This is a genomic window from Microbacterium sp. Ru50 (genome assembly GCF_002920555.1).
Classification (GTDB): Bacteria; Actinomycetota; Actinomycetes; order Actinomycetales; family Microbacteriaceae; genus Microbacterium; species Microbacterium arborescens.
The window spans coordinates 572,095-586,777 of the sequence record NZ_PQSV01000001.1 but is presented as its reverse complement, the minus strand read 5'-3'; the positions used below and the strand labels follow the sequence as shown (position 1 = coordinate 586,777).

13 protein-coding genes and 1 tRNA gene are annotated in these 14,683 nt (G+C 70.1%); 6 read left to right on the top strand and 8 right to left on the bottom strand.

Going from position 1 to position 14,683, the window contains the following annotated elements:
• Positions 1–23 precede the first annotated feature (23 nt).
• Entirely contained in the window at positions 24–2,951 is a 2,928-nt protein-coding gene (locus tag C3481_RS02765; RefSeq protein WP_258039004.1) for a DEAD/DEAH box helicase, read from the top strand.
• A 98-nt stretch (positions 2,952–3,049) separates the two neighbouring features.
• A complete protein-coding gene (locus C3481_RS02760; RefSeq protein WP_064956712.1) occupies positions 3,050–4,618 on the top strand; it encodes an MBL fold metallo-hydrolase in 1,569 nt (522 codons plus the stop codon).
• 30 nt (positions 4,619–4,648) lie between these two features.
• Here the strand turns inward: C3481_RS02760 and C3481_RS02755 are convergent, their stop codons facing one another.
• From C3481_RS02755 to C3481_RS02730, 6 genes are read right to left on the bottom strand one after another with little or no spacing between them, the layout of a single operon-like run.
• Positions 4,649–5,524 carry a prenyltransferase gene (locus C3481_RS02755; protein ID WP_023951200.1) on the bottom strand — a complete coding sequence of 292 codons (876 nt, stop codon included), beginning with the start codon at positions 5,522–5,524 and terminating at the stop codon, positions 4,649–4,651.
• Complete coding sequence (locus C3481_RS02750) at positions 5,521–5,823, bottom strand: lycopene cyclase domain-containing protein (RefSeq protein WP_023951198.1); 303 nt, start codon at positions 5,821–5,823, stop codon at positions 5,521–5,523. Before C3481_RS02750 ends, C3481_RS02755 begins: the two co-directional genes overlap by 4 nt.
• Positions 5,820–6,167 carry a lycopene cyclase domain-containing protein gene (locus C3481_RS02745; protein WP_064956711.1) on the bottom strand — a complete coding sequence of 116 codons (348 nt, stop codon included), beginning with the start codon at positions 6,165–6,167 and terminating at the stop codon, positions 5,820–5,822. The genes C3481_RS02750 and C3481_RS02745 overlap by 4 nt, the downstream gene beginning before the upstream one ends.
• Positions 6,168–6,170: 3 nt before the next feature.
• Positions 6,171–7,766 carry a phytoene desaturase family protein gene (gene crtI / locus C3481_RS02740; RefSeq protein WP_103840691.1) on the bottom strand — a complete coding sequence of 532 codons (1,596 nt, stop codon included), beginning with the start codon at positions 7,764–7,766 and terminating at the stop codon, positions 6,171–6,173.
• Positions 7,763–8,638: a squalene/phytoene synthase family protein gene (locus C3481_RS02735; protein ID WP_023951192.1), complete on the bottom strand. Its 876-nt coding sequence runs from the start codon at positions 8,636–8,638 to the stop codon at positions 7,763–7,765. Before C3481_RS02735 ends, crtI begins: the two co-directional genes overlap by 4 nt.
• Positions 8,635–9,690 carry a polyprenyl synthetase family protein gene (locus C3481_RS02730; protein ID WP_023951190.1) on the bottom strand — a complete coding sequence of 352 codons (1,056 nt, stop codon included), beginning with the start codon at positions 9,688–9,690 and terminating at the stop codon, positions 8,635–8,637. The genes C3481_RS02735 and C3481_RS02730 overlap by 4 nt, the downstream gene beginning before the upstream one ends.
• A 175-nt stretch (positions 9,691–9,865) precedes the next feature.
• Between C3481_RS02730 and C3481_RS02725 the strand changes: the two genes are divergently transcribed.
• A complete protein-coding gene (locus C3481_RS02725) occupies positions 9,866–10,252 on the top strand; it encodes a MarR family transcriptional regulator (protein ID WP_258039003.1) in 387 nt (128 codons plus the stop codon).
• Positions 10,253–10,367: 115 nt separating this feature from the next.
• Here C3481_RS02725 and C3481_RS02720 read toward each other — a convergent pair.
• Positions 10,368–10,441, bottom strand: a tRNA-Met gene (locus C3481_RS02720).
• Between the two features lie 135 nt (positions 10,442–10,576).
• On the opposite strand from C3481_RS02720, the gene C3481_RS02715 reads away from it, so the two are divergent.
• Both C3481_RS02715 and C3481_RS02710 read left to right on the top strand, forming a co-directional pair.
• Entirely contained in the window at positions 10,577–11,092 is a 516-nt protein-coding gene (locus C3481_RS02715) for a DUF6328 family protein (protein ID WP_023951186.1), read from the top strand.
• Positions 11,089–11,907 (top strand): carbon-nitrogen hydrolase family protein, encoded by an 819-nt coding sequence (locus tag C3481_RS02710; RefSeq protein ID WP_088380298.1) that lies wholly within the window; start codon positions 11,089–11,091, stop codon positions 11,905–11,907. Before C3481_RS02715 ends, C3481_RS02710 begins: the two co-directional genes overlap by 4 nt.
• Here C3481_RS02710 and C3481_RS02705 read toward each other — a convergent pair.
• Positions 11,881–13,080, bottom strand: coding sequence for an aminotransferase class I/II-fold pyridoxal phosphate-dependent enzyme (locus C3481_RS02705; RefSeq protein WP_103840689.1), 1,200 nt, complete (start codon positions 13,078–13,080; stop codon positions 11,881–11,883). The two genes, C3481_RS02710 and C3481_RS02705, sit on opposite strands and share 27 nt — an antisense overlap.
• 100 nt (positions 13,081–13,180) lie before the next feature.
• Between C3481_RS02705 and C3481_RS02700 the strand changes: the two genes are divergently transcribed.
• Positions 13,181–14,662: a S1C family serine protease gene (locus tag C3481_RS02700; RefSeq protein ID WP_071918223.1), complete on the top strand. Its 1,482-nt coding sequence runs from the start codon at positions 13,181–13,183 to the stop codon at positions 14,660–14,662.
• Positions 14,663–14,683: the final 21 nt, after the last annotated feature.

Sequence of the window (14,683 nt, the reverse complement as noted above, 5' to 3'; positions counted from 1 at the left end):
GATCCTCCTATGAGGCCTGACCCGTGATCGGGAGGACGACGCCGTCGTGGCGTACCGTCCTCGCGCCCGCGACGACGGGGGAGAACCCGGTCGCCCTCGGCGTGCAGCTGCGACAGCGAGAGAGCGCGGGCACGGCGCACTGGGGCCCGCGGCGGGTGCTCCCGGCCACCGCACGCAGCGTCGCCACGTCCGACGGCGAACTCCGACTGGCGGCGCGCCCGCTCTCGCGGAGCGCGACGAGCGGGCGATGGGTGCAGGGCGACGAGACCTGGGAGTCGCTTCGCCGCGGCGCCTGGCGGGTCGATCCGGCGCGCGCCCGCTGGTTCTCGACGCTGTACGGCATCGCGCACGACGCCCGGCTGCTGGGCGGCTACGGCGATTCGGAGTGGCTGACCCTCGACGGCGCCGACTCCGAGCTGCTCTGGCCGCATCTTCGCGCGGCGTCCGCTCTCGGGATCCCGATCGTGTCGACCCGGCCAGACCAGGACGTACGACTCGGCGATGCGGCGTCGGTGGAGGTGCGCGTCGACGGCGTCGACGGCGGCCTGCGCCTCAGCCCCGTCGTGCGCTTCGACGGAGGGGACGCCGCCGCGCACGCGCGTCCCATCGGCCACGTCGGGGTCTACGGAATCGACCAGGCAGGCGGTTCGCTCCAGATCGTCTTCGCGCCGGCCGGCGTCGGTCCGGGCGTGCGTTCGCTGCTGGCTGCGGGCGCACCGGTCACCGTGCCGGAAGCGGAGCGCGCCGACTTCCTGCGCGAGGCCTATCCGCAGCTGGCCCGCGAGACGGCCGTCATCGGGGGCCACGGTGTGCGGCTGCCGGCACCGGAGCGGACGACGATCGTCGTCACGGTGAACCAGCGCCCGCGCGACGAGCTGGCGTATGCGATGGCGTGGCAGGTGCCCGGAGTCGGTCAGGTGCCGTGGGAGAGCGCCGCTGGTTCGTCATCGGTCGACCCCGAGCTTCGCACCTCGCTGGAGGCAGCGTGGGCGAGCGCTACCGAGCGACCGTTCTCGCCCAGCGGAACCCGGACCGGCGTCGACGCGGCCGAGTTCGCGAACGAGCTCCTGCCCGCGCTGCAGGCCGTGGACGGGGTCCGGGTCGAGATCTCGGGCGTGACGCGGTCCTACCGCGAGCTGTCGGGCGATCCTCGCATCCGGGTGCGAACGGTCGAGACGGCGGATGCCGATTGGTTCGAGCTCGGCGTGCACGTCGAGGTCGAGGGGCGCCGCGTGCCGTTCCGGCCGCTGTTCATCGCGCTCGCCCAGCGCCGCAAGAAGATGCTGCTCTCGGACGGCGCCTACTTCTCGCTCTCGCACCCGGCGCTCGACCGCCTCCGTGAGCTCATCGAGGACTCGCGCGACCTGGTGGAGTGGGAGACCGGCGGTGCCCGGCTCAACCGCTATCAGCTGCAGCTGTGGACCGACTTCGAGGATCTCGCCGACGAAGCCGAGCCCGCGTCGCGCTGGCGGGATGCGGTCGATCGTCTGCGCGAATCGGTATCAGCGGGCCCGCGGCGCGCCCTCCCCGAGGTCCCCGAGGGGATCGCGACGACCCTGCGGCCGTATCAGCACGAGGGCTTCGCGTGGCTCGCGGCGCTCCGCGATGCTCGGCTGGGCGGCATCCTCGCCGACGACATGGGTCTCGGGAAGACCCTGCAGCTGCTGGCGCTGCTCCAGCGCGAGCGTGAGCGCGGCGAGAGCCGTTCAGCGCTCGTCGTGGCTCCGACGTCGGTCGTATCGGCCTGGCGCGACGAAGCGGCCCGTCACGCGCCCGGGCTGCGCATCGCGGTGGTGGACGGCGCGGGAGTCCGGCTCGATCGGCCCGAGGTGGACGTCGTCGTGACCTCGTACGCGCTCCTGCGTCTCGACGCGCGCGCGTATGCCGAGCAGGAGTGGTCGACGGTCGTCCTCGACGAGGCGCAGTACGTCAAGAATCCTCGGACGCGCGTGCATCGCGCCGCGCTCGGCCTGCGCGCCGACGTCGTCCTCGCGGCCACCGGGACGCCGCTGGAGAACAGCCTGACCGACCTCTGGGCGATCCTCTCGCTGACGAGTCCGGGATTGTTCCCCTCCGCCCGGCGCTTCCGCGAGGAGTACGTCACACCGATCGAGCGCGCACGCGTCGAGGAGAACGCCGAGGGCGGTGCCGCGCGAGAGCGACGGCTCGCGCGCCTGCGCCGGCGTGTCCAGCCCTTCCTGCTGCGGCGCACCAAGGACGTCGTGGCGGCCGACCTTCCGCCGCGGCAGGAGCAGGACGTGCGTGTGGAGCTGTCCAGCGGACACCGTGCGGTCTACGAGCGCGTGCTCCAGCGGGAGCGACGCAAGGTGCTGGGGCTGCTCGACGATCTCGACAGTCAGCGATTCATCGTCTTCCGCTCGCTGACGCTCCTGCGGATGCTCGCGCTCGCTCCCGCGCTCGTGGATGCGGGCGGCCCGGGGCTCGTTCCCAGCAAACTCGACGCGTTGCGCGGCCGTCTCGACGAGCTCATCGCGGAGGGGCACCGCGCTCTCGTATTCAGCCAGTTCACGTCCTTCCTCGACATCGTCGAGGCCGATCTGCGCGCGCACGGCATCGGGGTCGTCCGTCTCGACGGCTCCACCACCCGGCGGGCGGCGGTCGTCGACGCGTTCCGGAAGGGTGACGACCCGGTCTTCCTCATCAGCCTCAAGGCCGGCGGTGTCGGTCTCACGCTCACCGAGGCCGACTACGTCTTCCTCCTCGATCCCTGGTGGAACCCGGCGGCGGAGCAGCAGGCGATCGACCGAACCCACCGCATCGGGCAGGAACGACCTGTGAGCGTGTACCGCCTCATCGCCGCAGGCACGATCGAGGAGAAGGTCGTCGAGCTCCAGCGACGCAAAGCGCGCCTCATCAGCGCTGTCCTCGACGCGGACGGTGCCTTCTCGAACGCGCTGACCGCGGACGACATCCGGCACCTGCTCGCCTGATCCGGCGGCATCCGTCCCGGCAATGACACGGTTCCCCGCGGCCGGCCTCCGCCGGGGCCTCACGTAGACTCGACCAGTCGCAACAGGAGGTCATCGTCATGCGCATCACAGGCCTGGGACACGCCGGAATGTTCATCGAGACGGCAGGGGGCAGCATCCTCTGCGACCCGGTCGTCGGACCGAGCTTCTTCGGCTCGTGGTTCCCGTTCCCCGACAACCGGGGACTCGACTGGGAACGCTTCGGCCGCGCCGACTTCCTGTACATCTCGCACCGGCACCGCGATCACTTCGACCCGGCACTGCTGCGCGCGCACGTTCCCACCGACATCCGCGTACTGCTGCCGGATTACCCGACCGACGATCTCGAACGGGATCTGCGTGAGCTGGGGTACGACAACATCATCTACACGCAGGCGGGCGTGCCTCTCGAGTTCGGCGACCTGAAGGTCATGGTCACGCCGCTGCGGGCGCCGAGCGACGGACCGATCGGCGACTCGTCGCTCTCGGTCGACGACGGCACGGGGTCGGTGCTGAACCAGAACGACTCGCACCCGCTCGACCTCGAGAAGCTGATGTCGTTCGGAAAGCCCGACGCCTACTTCACGCAGGTGTCGGGGGCCATCTGGTGGCCGATGGTCTACGACCTGCCGCAGGACGCCAAGCAGAACTTCGCACAGCTCAAGCGCGATGCGCAGAACAAGCGCGCCATGTACTACATCGACAAGGTCGACGCGCCTCACGTCTTCCCCATGGCCGGGCCGCCGATGTTCCTGCGCGAGGAGCTCTTCCGGTACAACGGCTGGGGCGAGCAGAACGACTCGATCTTCACCGACCAGGCGCAGTTCCTGGCGCACATGGCCGAAGAGCGACCCGACCAGAAGGGATATCTGTTCGTTCCCGGGACGCAGGTCGACCTGAACGACGGCGCCCTCGAGGTGACGCAGACGCTCTACACGGATGCCGAGATCGAGCGCATCTTCTCGGACAAGTGGAGCTACCTCGCCGAGCAGCGCGACAGCCGCCAGGAGGAGGTCCGTGCCGAGGTCGAGCGCCGCGCCCCGATCCTGCCGCCGGAGGAGATGCTGGCCGCGATCAAGCAGTGGTGGGAGCCGCTCCTGCGGCGCGCCCGGACCATCCGCAACGGGGTCGGCGGCATGGTTCGCTTCCGCATCGGCGAGCTGGACATGGTGGTCGATTTCCCGAAGGCGAAGGTGCGCGAGTACGCGGGGGAGGAGTGCATCTACTGGTACACCATCCCCGCTGACCTCGTCTCGACGAACATCCGCGACCATGAGATCGATTGGTCGAACTCGATCTTCCTCTCGATGCAGTTCGAGGTCGGTCGCAGCGGCAAGTTCAACGAGTTCCTGACGACCTTCCTCAAGTGCCTTTCGCGCGATCGCATCGAGTACGTCGAGAACTGGTACGCCGAGCAGTCGGATCAGACCGAGGATGCCGAACTGGGCGACTGGACGGTGCAGCGGCGCTGCCCGCATCTGCGGGCAGACCTCACGAAGACGGGCAAGATCGAGGACGGTGTGCTCACCTGCTCGCTGCACGACTGGAAGTGGGATCTCGCGACCGGGCGCTGCCTGACCACACAGGGGCACCCGATTCGCGCGAGTCGCATCATCGAGACCGCGAGCGCGACCGACTCCGCCGCCTGATCTCGTCGATGCGCAACGGGTGGTGGCCGATCACGTCGTGATCAGCCACCACCACACGAGCAGCAGCGTCACGAGGAAGCCGCCGAGCTGGTTGAGCCAGAGGAAACGGTCCCAGCCCGCGGTCGCACGCTCGCACGTCTCGTCGGTGATGTTCCGGAACGGCCACAGCGTGATGAGGTATGGGACGGCGACGAGCGCCGCGAGCGGCCCCGGCCACGTCGTCGCGAGCATGAGCGCGCCGGCCAGGGCGTAGCAGGCCAGGGCGAACCGCACGGTCCACCGGGCTCCGCGCACGGTCGCGATGGAGGCGATGCCCGCCTCGCGGTCGGCGCCGACGTCCTGGACCGCGCCGAAGGCGTGCGAGGCGATGCCCCATGCGGCGAAGGCCAGCAGGATGACGGCGAGCTGCCAGGTCCAGGTGGCGCCCGACAGCACGAGCCCGTACGCCGCCGGGGAGAAGAAGTGGATGCTGCTGGTGATCGAGTCGGCGAACGGCCTCTCCTTCAGTCGCAGCGGCGGAGCGCTGTAGAAGACGACGAAGAAGAGGCTCGCAGCCAGGACGAGCCACGACAGCGGCGAGCCCACAGCGACGAGGTAGGCGACGAAGGGCAGGCACGACAAACCTGCTGTCCACAGCGTCGCCCGGTGCACGCTGCGATCGAGGATCGCGCCGTGCGCCCCGCCCTTGCGCGGGTTCCGCAGGTCGGACTCGTAGTCGAAGACGTCGTTGATGCCGTACATCGCAAGGTTGTACGGAACGAGGAAGAAGAGCGTGCCGATGACGAGCGTCGCGTCGATCTGGCGAGTCGTGAGGAGGTAGGCCGCGGCGAACGGATAGGCCGTGTTGATCCAGCTCACGGGACGTGAGGCGACGAGGAGCTGACGTGCGAGCGCGGTGGCGGTCATCGGTTCGGCTTCTCCAAGAGGGTCGCGACGGCCGGCACCAGGAAGGCTGCGCACAGCGGGTATGCGAAGTCCTCGAGCGGTGCGAGACCGATCCGGATGCCGCTGAGGTGCTCCTCCGGGTAGGTGAACAAGCCGGCGGCGATCATCACGTTATCGAAGACGGCCGTCAGCAGGATGAGCACGACGGCGGCGGCTGTGGACCAGACCATGCGCGCGCGGAAGCGCGGCCGCCGGGCCGATAGCGCGGTCACGACGACGGTCGCGACGACGAACGGGATGACGATGAGGGGATAGGTCACGGCGCGGCATCCGTTCGGCGTCTCTCGCGGCCCGTCCGCTCCCGCCACCGCCGCGCTCCGCCGTAGGCGACGAGAGCGAGGTAGCTGAGGAACAGCAGGAACACCGGCTCCTCGAGCGGAAGATGCGGGGCGAGGTCGATGCCGAGCAGCGCGGCACTGGTGCCCTTCACGAAGACGCCCGTGGCGATGCCCACGGCATCCCACAGCAGGAAGAACACCGTCCCCAGCAACGCGGCGATCACCGTCCGTCGTCGGTCTCGCCAGAACGCGAGCCGGAACCGCCGGTCGAGCAGCCCGACGCCGCAGAGCGACACGAGCAGGGCGATCAGGTACGACCCCGGCACCGCTCAACCGGCGGGCGTCGCGGGCTCGGGAAGCGGTCCGGCGGTCGTGTCGCCGCGGAGGCGCTTGACCACCAGCTCCGCCGAGATGAGGCACATCGGCAGTCCGATCCCCGGCAGCACGGAACTGCCGGCGTAGTACAGACCGGGCACTTTCTTCGAGGCGTTGCCTGGACGGAAGAGCGCACTCTGCCCGAGCGTGTGCGCGAGACCCAGGGAGTTGCCGCGCCACGCCCCGAGATCGCGGGCGAAGTCGGCGGGAGCGATCGTGCGTCGGACCGTCACTCGCGACGCGAGGTCGGTCGCGCCCGTCCACTGCGCGATCTGGGCGATCGCGCGGTCGGCAGCGGCCTCGATCGCGGGATCGCCGCCGCCGTCCACGCCCCCGTGCCCGAGCTCCGGGTCTGCGGGGATCGGGACGAGGACGAACAGATTCTCCGAGCCGTCGGGTGCGACTGTGTCGTCCGTCGCGCTCGGCCGGCACACGTACAGCGACGCGGGATCGGGGATGTGGGTGTCACGGCCCGAGATCGCGTCGAAGTTCTCGCGCCAGCCGCGTGTGAACAGCAGCGTATGGTGCGACAGCTCCGGGATCTCGCCCTCGACCCCGAGGAGGATCAGGAGCGCACCGAAGCTCGGGGTGCGCTTGCGCCACCAGCGCTCCGGGTAGGACTGCCGGTCGGGCGGCAGCAGCACGGTCTCGGTGTGGTGCAGGTCGGCGGTCGAGACGACGATGTCGGCCGGGATCTCCGTCGTATCGGCGAGACGGACGCCAGTCGCCGACCCATCGTCGGCGGTGAGGATCTGGGCCACCGGGGTACCCGTGCGCACGTCCACGCCGCGCTCGCGGGCGAGACGTTCGATCGCCGCGATGATCTCGGTGAAGCCGCCGCGCGGGTAGAGCACCGCGTCATCGAGATCGAGGTGGCTCATCAGGTGGTACAGGCTCGGCACGTCATACGGTGACGAGCCGAGGAAGACCGCCGGGTAACCCAGCACCTGGCGGAGCATCGGGTCGTCGAATCGGCTCTCGACGAGGCGGTTGAGCGATCGGGTGAGCAGCGGCGCGAGCATCGGCACCCGCTTGAGGATGTCGGGGTCGCGGAGTCCCTCCGACGTGGCGTAGGTGTCGTACAGGAATTTCGACACGGCCAGGTCGTAGGCGTCGGCGGCGGAATCGAGGTACTCGTCGAGCCGAGCGCCCGCCCCCGGCTCGCGGCTCTCGAACAGTGCGGTCGCCTCGGCACGTCCCGACACGACGTCGATGTGCTCGCCGGCGCCATCGCCCTCCGGCTCGGCGTACACGCGGTATGCCGGCACGAGAGGCACCAGGTCGAGTTCGGCCGCAGCGCTCGTCCCGAGGAGCGCGAAGAAGTGGTCGAAGACCTCGGGCATGAGGTACCAGCTCGGGCCGGTGTCGAACCGGAAGCCGTCGCGCTCCCACGAGCCCGCGCGCCCTCCCGTCTCGTCTCGCGCCTCGACGACGGTCACGGCGTATCCCTCGTGGGCCAGCAGGGCGGCCGTGGAGAGCCCGGCGATGCCGCCGCCGATCACGACGGCGCGCGATCCCGGGGCCGCCTCGCCGGCACGTGCCCGGCTCATGCGCCGGCCCGCAGGGGAGCGGCGCCCACCGTCGCGCGGGCCGCGAGCCCGAGCTTGACGGTGTTGGGTACGCGCACCCGCTGGTCGGTGTCACCGGCACGCCTCAGGCGACGCGAAAGCGCGGTGAAGAGATCATGGGCCGCGGTCACCGCTCGGCGACAGTCGGCCGGCAGGAGGGGGATGATGGCGCCCGCCGCGTCGAGGTCGGCGTCGATGCGGTCGAGGACGTCGACGCGTGACGAGGTGCCGCCGGCGCCGTCGACGCCGAGGTAGTCGCGTCCGAGGGATCCGACGTCGTGGGGGAGATCGCGCAAGAAGTTCACGTCCTGAAAGGCTGCGCCGAGGCGGCGTGCGCCGTCGACGAGGGCGGGGTCGGCGGGACGCGGGTGCGAACCGCCGGCGTTGACGAAGGTCTGGAGGCACATCAGCCCGACGACCTCCGCCGAGCCGTAGACGTAGGAGTCGTGCGAGCCCGCGTCGTGGGACGTCACCTCGAGATCGGTGCGCATGGACGCGAAGAACGGGCGGACGAGATCGGCGCCGATCCCGCACTCCCGGGCCGTCGACGCGAATGCGTGGACGATGAGGTTCGCGCTGAACCCTTCATCGACGGCGACCAGCGTCTCCGTCTCGAGGGCGTCGAGGACGCGGCGTTGAGCCGATAGGGGCATGCCTGCCTGTTCGGCGGAGCCGTCGACGATCTCGTCGGCGATACGGACGAGGGCGTAGATGTTGCGGACGTGCGGGCGCACGCGCGGCCCCAGCAGGCGGGCTGCGAGGCCGAACGAGGTCGAATAGGCCGAGATGACCACGGCGGCCGCGTCGCGCGCCGTGCGGTCGTACAGCGCGATGGCCGAGTGGTCGGGGTTCACGGGATCCGTCCTTCGATGCCGTCTGCAAGCTGCTCGATGAGGGCGCGCGGGGCGGGCGGCAGCTCGGTCGCCCGACGCCGTACCGAGGCGAGCGTCTGGCCGATGAGCGTCACGAGTTGCTCTCGGGCACCGCTCGCGTCGAGCTCGCGCTGTGCCGCCTGCACCGCGATGGGTCCGGTCGGCGCCATCGCGAGCGCCGACGACACCTGAGGCCACGACGCCGACTCGCGCGCGAACGAGATCAGCGGTGTCCGCTTGGCCTCGCGAAGGTCCGCGCCCGCGCCGCGGCCGGCCTGAGCTTCGTCGCCGAAGGTGCCGATCAGGTCGTCCACCAGCTGGAAAGCCAGGCCCAGGTCTGCTCCGACCGACATCAGCACGGCGCGATCGCCGTCGTCGGCATCGGCAAGCACGGCGCCCGCAGCGAGGGGAGCGCAGAACGAGTAGACCGCGGTCTTGTCGTGCGCCGTGCTGAGCAGCTGTGCGGTCTCGGGCTCGGTGGGCACGACCGCCTGCTCCACATCGGCGAGCTCGCCGATCGCTGACACGAGCACGGCGTCGTCGAGCAGGTCGAACAGGGGTACCCGCTGAGCCGACGCGACGTCGGCGGTGGCGACGAGACGCGCCGCCTCGTAGAGAAGGATGTCGCCGGCGAGGACGGCCGCTGCATCGCCTACCCGCTCGGCGTCGTCAGCGCTGACGCCCAGTGACCGCGCGTGCGACCGGAAGGTCCCGCCGACGTTGGGAACACCGCGACGCTCGATGTCGCGGTCGATCAGATCGTCGTGGATGACGAACGCGCTGTGGAGCAGTTCGAACGCTGCCGCGACATCCCAGAGCCCGGGCGCGCTCCCGCGGTCGCCGCTGAACGCGTCGAACGCCGCGACGACCAGCGCCGGGCGGAACCGCTTGCCGCCGGCTGTCGCCGCGGCCGCGGCGCGGATGAGGGCGAGCGCCGACGAGCCCCGGGGGATGGCCCGCTCCGTGAGCCGGGTGAGGACCTCGTCGAGCGCGCGATCGACAGCGGCTCGGCTGTCATCGGGCAAGGAGATCACGTTCACCGTCCTGGATATGCCGTTTGCAAGGCGTTTTTGCTAGCTTAACTAGCGTTTGAGCCGATGATAACCAGGCTCGAGAGGTGGTGTCCACATGGCTGACCCGAATGCCGAGGTCGCGAGAAATCGTGTAGAGCGATCGGCTCTGGAGGCCGTCAGAGCCTTCAGCGACGCCATGGATCGCATGCACACGGGGTTGCGCTCCGACATGGATATGAACGCCACCGACCTCTCGGCGCTGCGCATGCTCAGCATCCGGGAGCAGCGCGGCGAGCTGGTGAAGCCGCACGACCTCGCTCGTCATCTCGGCATATCGAGCGCGTCCACGACGAAGATGCTCGACCGCCTGGCGAAGGAAGGGTTCATCGAGCGCGCGCCGCATCCGAACGACCGGCGCGCGCTGATCATCACGCTCACGGAGTCGTCACGTCGGGACTTCGGTCGCCACTTCGCTGCCCGGCTGCTGCGCATGCGGGAGGCGATGGGGCCCTTCAGCACCGAAGAGCTCGGGGCGGTCACGCGATTCCTCGACGGCATGAGCGAGGCGATGCTGGCCGACTGATTCCGGTGCCGCCGAGCTCCGCTCGGGCTGATGTTCCGCGTTCGGCGGGCTTGCGCCGCGCGAGGAGCGCACACGACGAAGGCCCCGTCTTTCGACGGGGCCTTCGTGTTTTCTGTTGCGGGGACAGGATTTGAACCTGCGACCTCTGGGTTATGAGCCCAGCGAGCTACCGAGCTGCTCCACCCCGCGGCACAAGAGATAACACTAGCACGGGCTCCGCGGGTCGTCCAATCGGGGCGCCATCCGAAGCGCACTCGGGCGTGTCGCATCGCAAACGGCATCCGGGTATTGGCGTCCGCGACCCGGGGCGAGGAGGATACCGACATGAGCCCCGCGACCCCGGTCGCCGACCGAGGCGATGACGTCGCAGACGACGGTCGTGCCGAGTCGGCGGATGAGCGTGCCGACCGCAACTGGAACGAACTGCTGCAGGAGCTGCGCGTGCTGCAGACGGGCACCCAGATATTGACGGGGTTCCTCCTGGCCCTCGCCTTCCAACCCGCGTTCCGCGACCTGAATGGACCGCAGCGGGTGTTCTATCTGACCCTCATCGTGCTGGCGGCCCTCAGCGCGATCGTCGCCCTCTCCCCGGTCGCACTTCACCGCGGCCTGTTCCGACGCCGGGCCAAGCCTGCCGTGGTCGCCTTCGGCCACACGGCTCTGCTGTTCGCGCTGGTGACGGTGTCGGTCCTGCTGGTGGGCGTGGTCGTCTTCGTCTTCGACGTCGTCGTCAGTACTGCGGCATCCTGGATAGTGGGGGGCGCGCTGGCGTTCCTCATCGCCGCGCTGTGGGTGGTCTCGCCGCTCATCTACCGCCACCGCCGTTCGGAGGACCGATGACAGCTCTCGCCGTCGCCCAGTTCGCACCCGCCGCCGATGTCGACGACAACCTCCGCGCGATCGCCGGGTTCGTCGAACGGGCTCGGTCGCGCGGAGCCCGGGTCGTGCTCTTCCCGGAGTACTCGAGCTATTTCGTCGACCCGTTCGACCAGACGCTCCGCGAGAACGCCCAGGACCTCCAGGGCCCGTTCGTCGAGGGGCTGCACAAGCTCGCACGTCTCCACGGCGTGCACATCGTCGCAGGCCTTCTGGAGCGGGCGTCGGACGCCGAACGCGTGCGCAACACGGTCGTGGCCGTCGGCCCCGACGGGCTCGTCGCGTCGTATCGCAAACTGCACCTCTACGACGCCTTCGGGCAACGCGAGTCCGACTGGGTCGAGGCCGGTGAGATCGCGCCCCCGGAGACCTTCGAGATCGACGGTGTGCGCTTCGCTCTGATGACCTGTTACGACCTGCGGTTCCCCGAGATCGGCCGCGTCCTGGCCGACACCGGCGCGCACGTCGTCCTCGTTCCGGCGCAGTGGGTGCGCGGTCCGCTCAAGGAACTGCAGTGGAACACGCTTCTGCGGGCTCGCGCGATCGAGAACACCCTCTTCGTCGCGGCAGCGGACCATCCGCCGCCGCTGGGGGTCGGCAACTCCGGCGTGTTCGATCCGCAGGGCGTGGAGATCGCCGCGGTGGGAACATCGAGCGACGTCGCCGTCGCGCACGTCGACGTCCATGCGGTCGAGCGCGTGCGACGCGTCAACCCCGCGCTCCGGCTGCGTCGCTTCGAGGTCGTCCCGCGCTCAGAAGGCCCGCGCGAGTCGAGCTGACGCCTCGGCAAGGACGTCCGGGCGCTTGCAGGCAGCGAACCGCACCAGCGTCGCGTACTCGCCCCGGTGCGCCGGCGAGGCGAAAGCCGTCAACGGGATCGCCACGACCCCCGCACTGTCCGGCAGCTCCCGGCAGAACGCATCGGCGTCGGATGCCCCGAGGGGTGCGGTGTCCGCGACGGTGAAGTACGAACCCGCGGGGGTCGACACCGCGAAGCCGGCCTCGCGCAGACCGGCGCCCAGGAGGTCGCGACCCGCGCGCAGGCGGTCGGCGATGCCCGAGAAGACGGCGTCGGGAAGCCGCAGTCCGGCGGCGACGGCAGGCTGGAACGGGCCGGCGTTGACATACGTGAGCCACTGCTTGACGGCGAGAACGGCGCGGACGAGGTCGGCGGGACCCGTGACCCACCCGACCTTCCAGCCGGTCACCGAGAACGTCTTGCCCGCGGACGAGATCGACAGTGTCCGCTCTGCGGCACCGGGCACGGTCGCGATCGGAACGTGCGGCGCGTCGAAGGTCAGATGCTCGTACACCTCGTCGGTGACGATCACGGCGTCGTGGCGATGCGCCAGGCGCACGATCTCCTCGATCGTCTCGGGCGAGAAGACCGTACCCGTCGGATTATGCGGATCGTTCACCAGGATGAGGCGGGTGCGATCGGTGACGGCTGCCGCGAGCTCGTCGAGATCGGGTTGGAAGTCGGGCCACCGCAGCGGCACGCCCACGAGCCGGGCACCGGATAGGGCGACCAGGGCCGCGTACGCGTCGTAGTAAGGCTCGAAGACGACGATCTCGTCGTCCGGGCCGTCGACCAGTGCGAGCACCGTGGCGGCGAGCGCCTCGGTAGCACCGGCGGTCACCAGCACCTGCGTGTCGGCGTCGAGCTCGATGCCGTACCAGTGCGACTGGTGATCGGCGATGGCAGCCAGCAGCTCCGGCTCGCCGCGACCGGGCGGGTATTGGTTGCGTCCGTCGGAGATAGCCGCCCGAGCGGCTTCGAGCACCTCCATGGGACCGTCCTCGTCGGGGAAGCCCTGGCCCAGGTTGATCGCGCCCGTCCGAGCCGCGAGCGCTGTCATCTCCGCGAAGATGGTGGGAACGGGGGAGCCTTCATCGGTGAGCAGGCCGGCGCCGCGTGCGGCGCGGCGCCAGGCGCCGGGAACCTCGTGCATCCGGTTCACGCTACACGCATAGGCGTGTCCCAACCTCGGCATAGGCAAACCACAGCATCGCGCGGCAACCTGTTCTTGCTTGGACAAAGGAGCAACCTCGATGAGCGACCAGAACTTCCCCGACGACCGCACTCCCGACGCGCGAAGCGACGCCGAGCAGCCTGCCGACCACGCCCGTACATCGCCCGTGTCGGCACCTGATGCGGCAGCGGCGCCGCGCACAGATGCGACCATCCCGCCCCGCCCGCCCCTGCCCGGTGCCCCGGCAGACAGCGGGTCGACGTTCCACACGCAGCCGACACAGCCCTACGGCCAGCCCGCGCCGCACGCCGGTGCGGCTTTCGGTCAGCCCGCCACCGCCACCGCCCCCGAACCGCATGACCGCACCAGGGTCGGCGGCGGCAAGATCGCGGCCATCCTCGTGGCCGCCGCGCTCGTCGGCGGAGCGGCCGGGGTCGGAGGAGCCGCGGCGGTGGGCTCGTCCTTCGTGTCCGCGCCCGCGTCGCAGAGCTCGGGCCCGTCGTCGATCACCGTCAACAACCCCGACTCGGTCAACGCCACCACGGCCATCGCGACCAAGGTGCTGCCGAGCGTCGTGACCATCTCCGCCTCGGCGGGCACCTCCGGCGGCACCGGTTCCGGCGTCATCCTGAGCGACGACGGCTACGTGCTCACGAACACCCACGTCGTCACCCTCGACGGTGCCACGGGAGACCCGAAGCTGTCGGTCACCACGTCGGACGGCCGGGTGTACGCCGCCACCATCGTGGGAACCGACCCGACCTACGACCTCGCGGTCATCAAGCTGACCGATGCCTCCGGGCTGACCCCGATCGAGTTCGCCGACTCGAGCAAGCTCAACGTCGGCGACCAGACGGTCGCCGTGGGTGCCCCCCTGGGGCTGTCGAACACGGTGACGACGGGTATCGTCAGCGCGCTGAACCGCTCCATCCAGATCGCGTCGTCCGCAGCGCCCGAGTCCGAGGGCGGGACGCAGCAGGAGGAGACTCCCGGCGGTCGGACGCCGTTCGAGTTCGACTTCGGCCAGGGGCAGCAGACCCCCTCGCAGCCGAAGTCCTCGATCGCGATCTCGGTCATCCAGACGGACGCCGCCATCAACCCGGGCAACTCCGGTGGCGCCCTCGTCGATGGCAAGGGCCGCCTGATCGGCATCAACGTCGCCATCGCGAGCGCCGGCGGTGCATCCACGGAGGCCGGCTCCATCGGCGTCGGATTCGCGATCCCCTCGACGGTCGCCGAGCGCGTCGCCAACGAGATCATCGACAACGGCTCGGCCACCCACGGCCTGCTCGGCGCGACCGTCGGTGATGCCGCCTCCGCCCCGGGAGCGACCCGTGCCGGCGCCCTCATCAACGAGGTCACCGCCGGGGGCGCCGCGGCATCCGCGGGTCTGCGCAACGGCGACATCGTCACGCAGTTCAACGGCATCGCCATCACCGACCAGGTCGACCTGACCGCTCAGGTGCGGGCGCTGGCCGCCGGCAGCGAGGCGAAGCTGACGTACGTCCGCGACGGCCGCGAGCAGACGGCGACCGTCACCCTCGGCCAGTTGCAGCAGTAAACGCCGTACCGGCCCGGACGC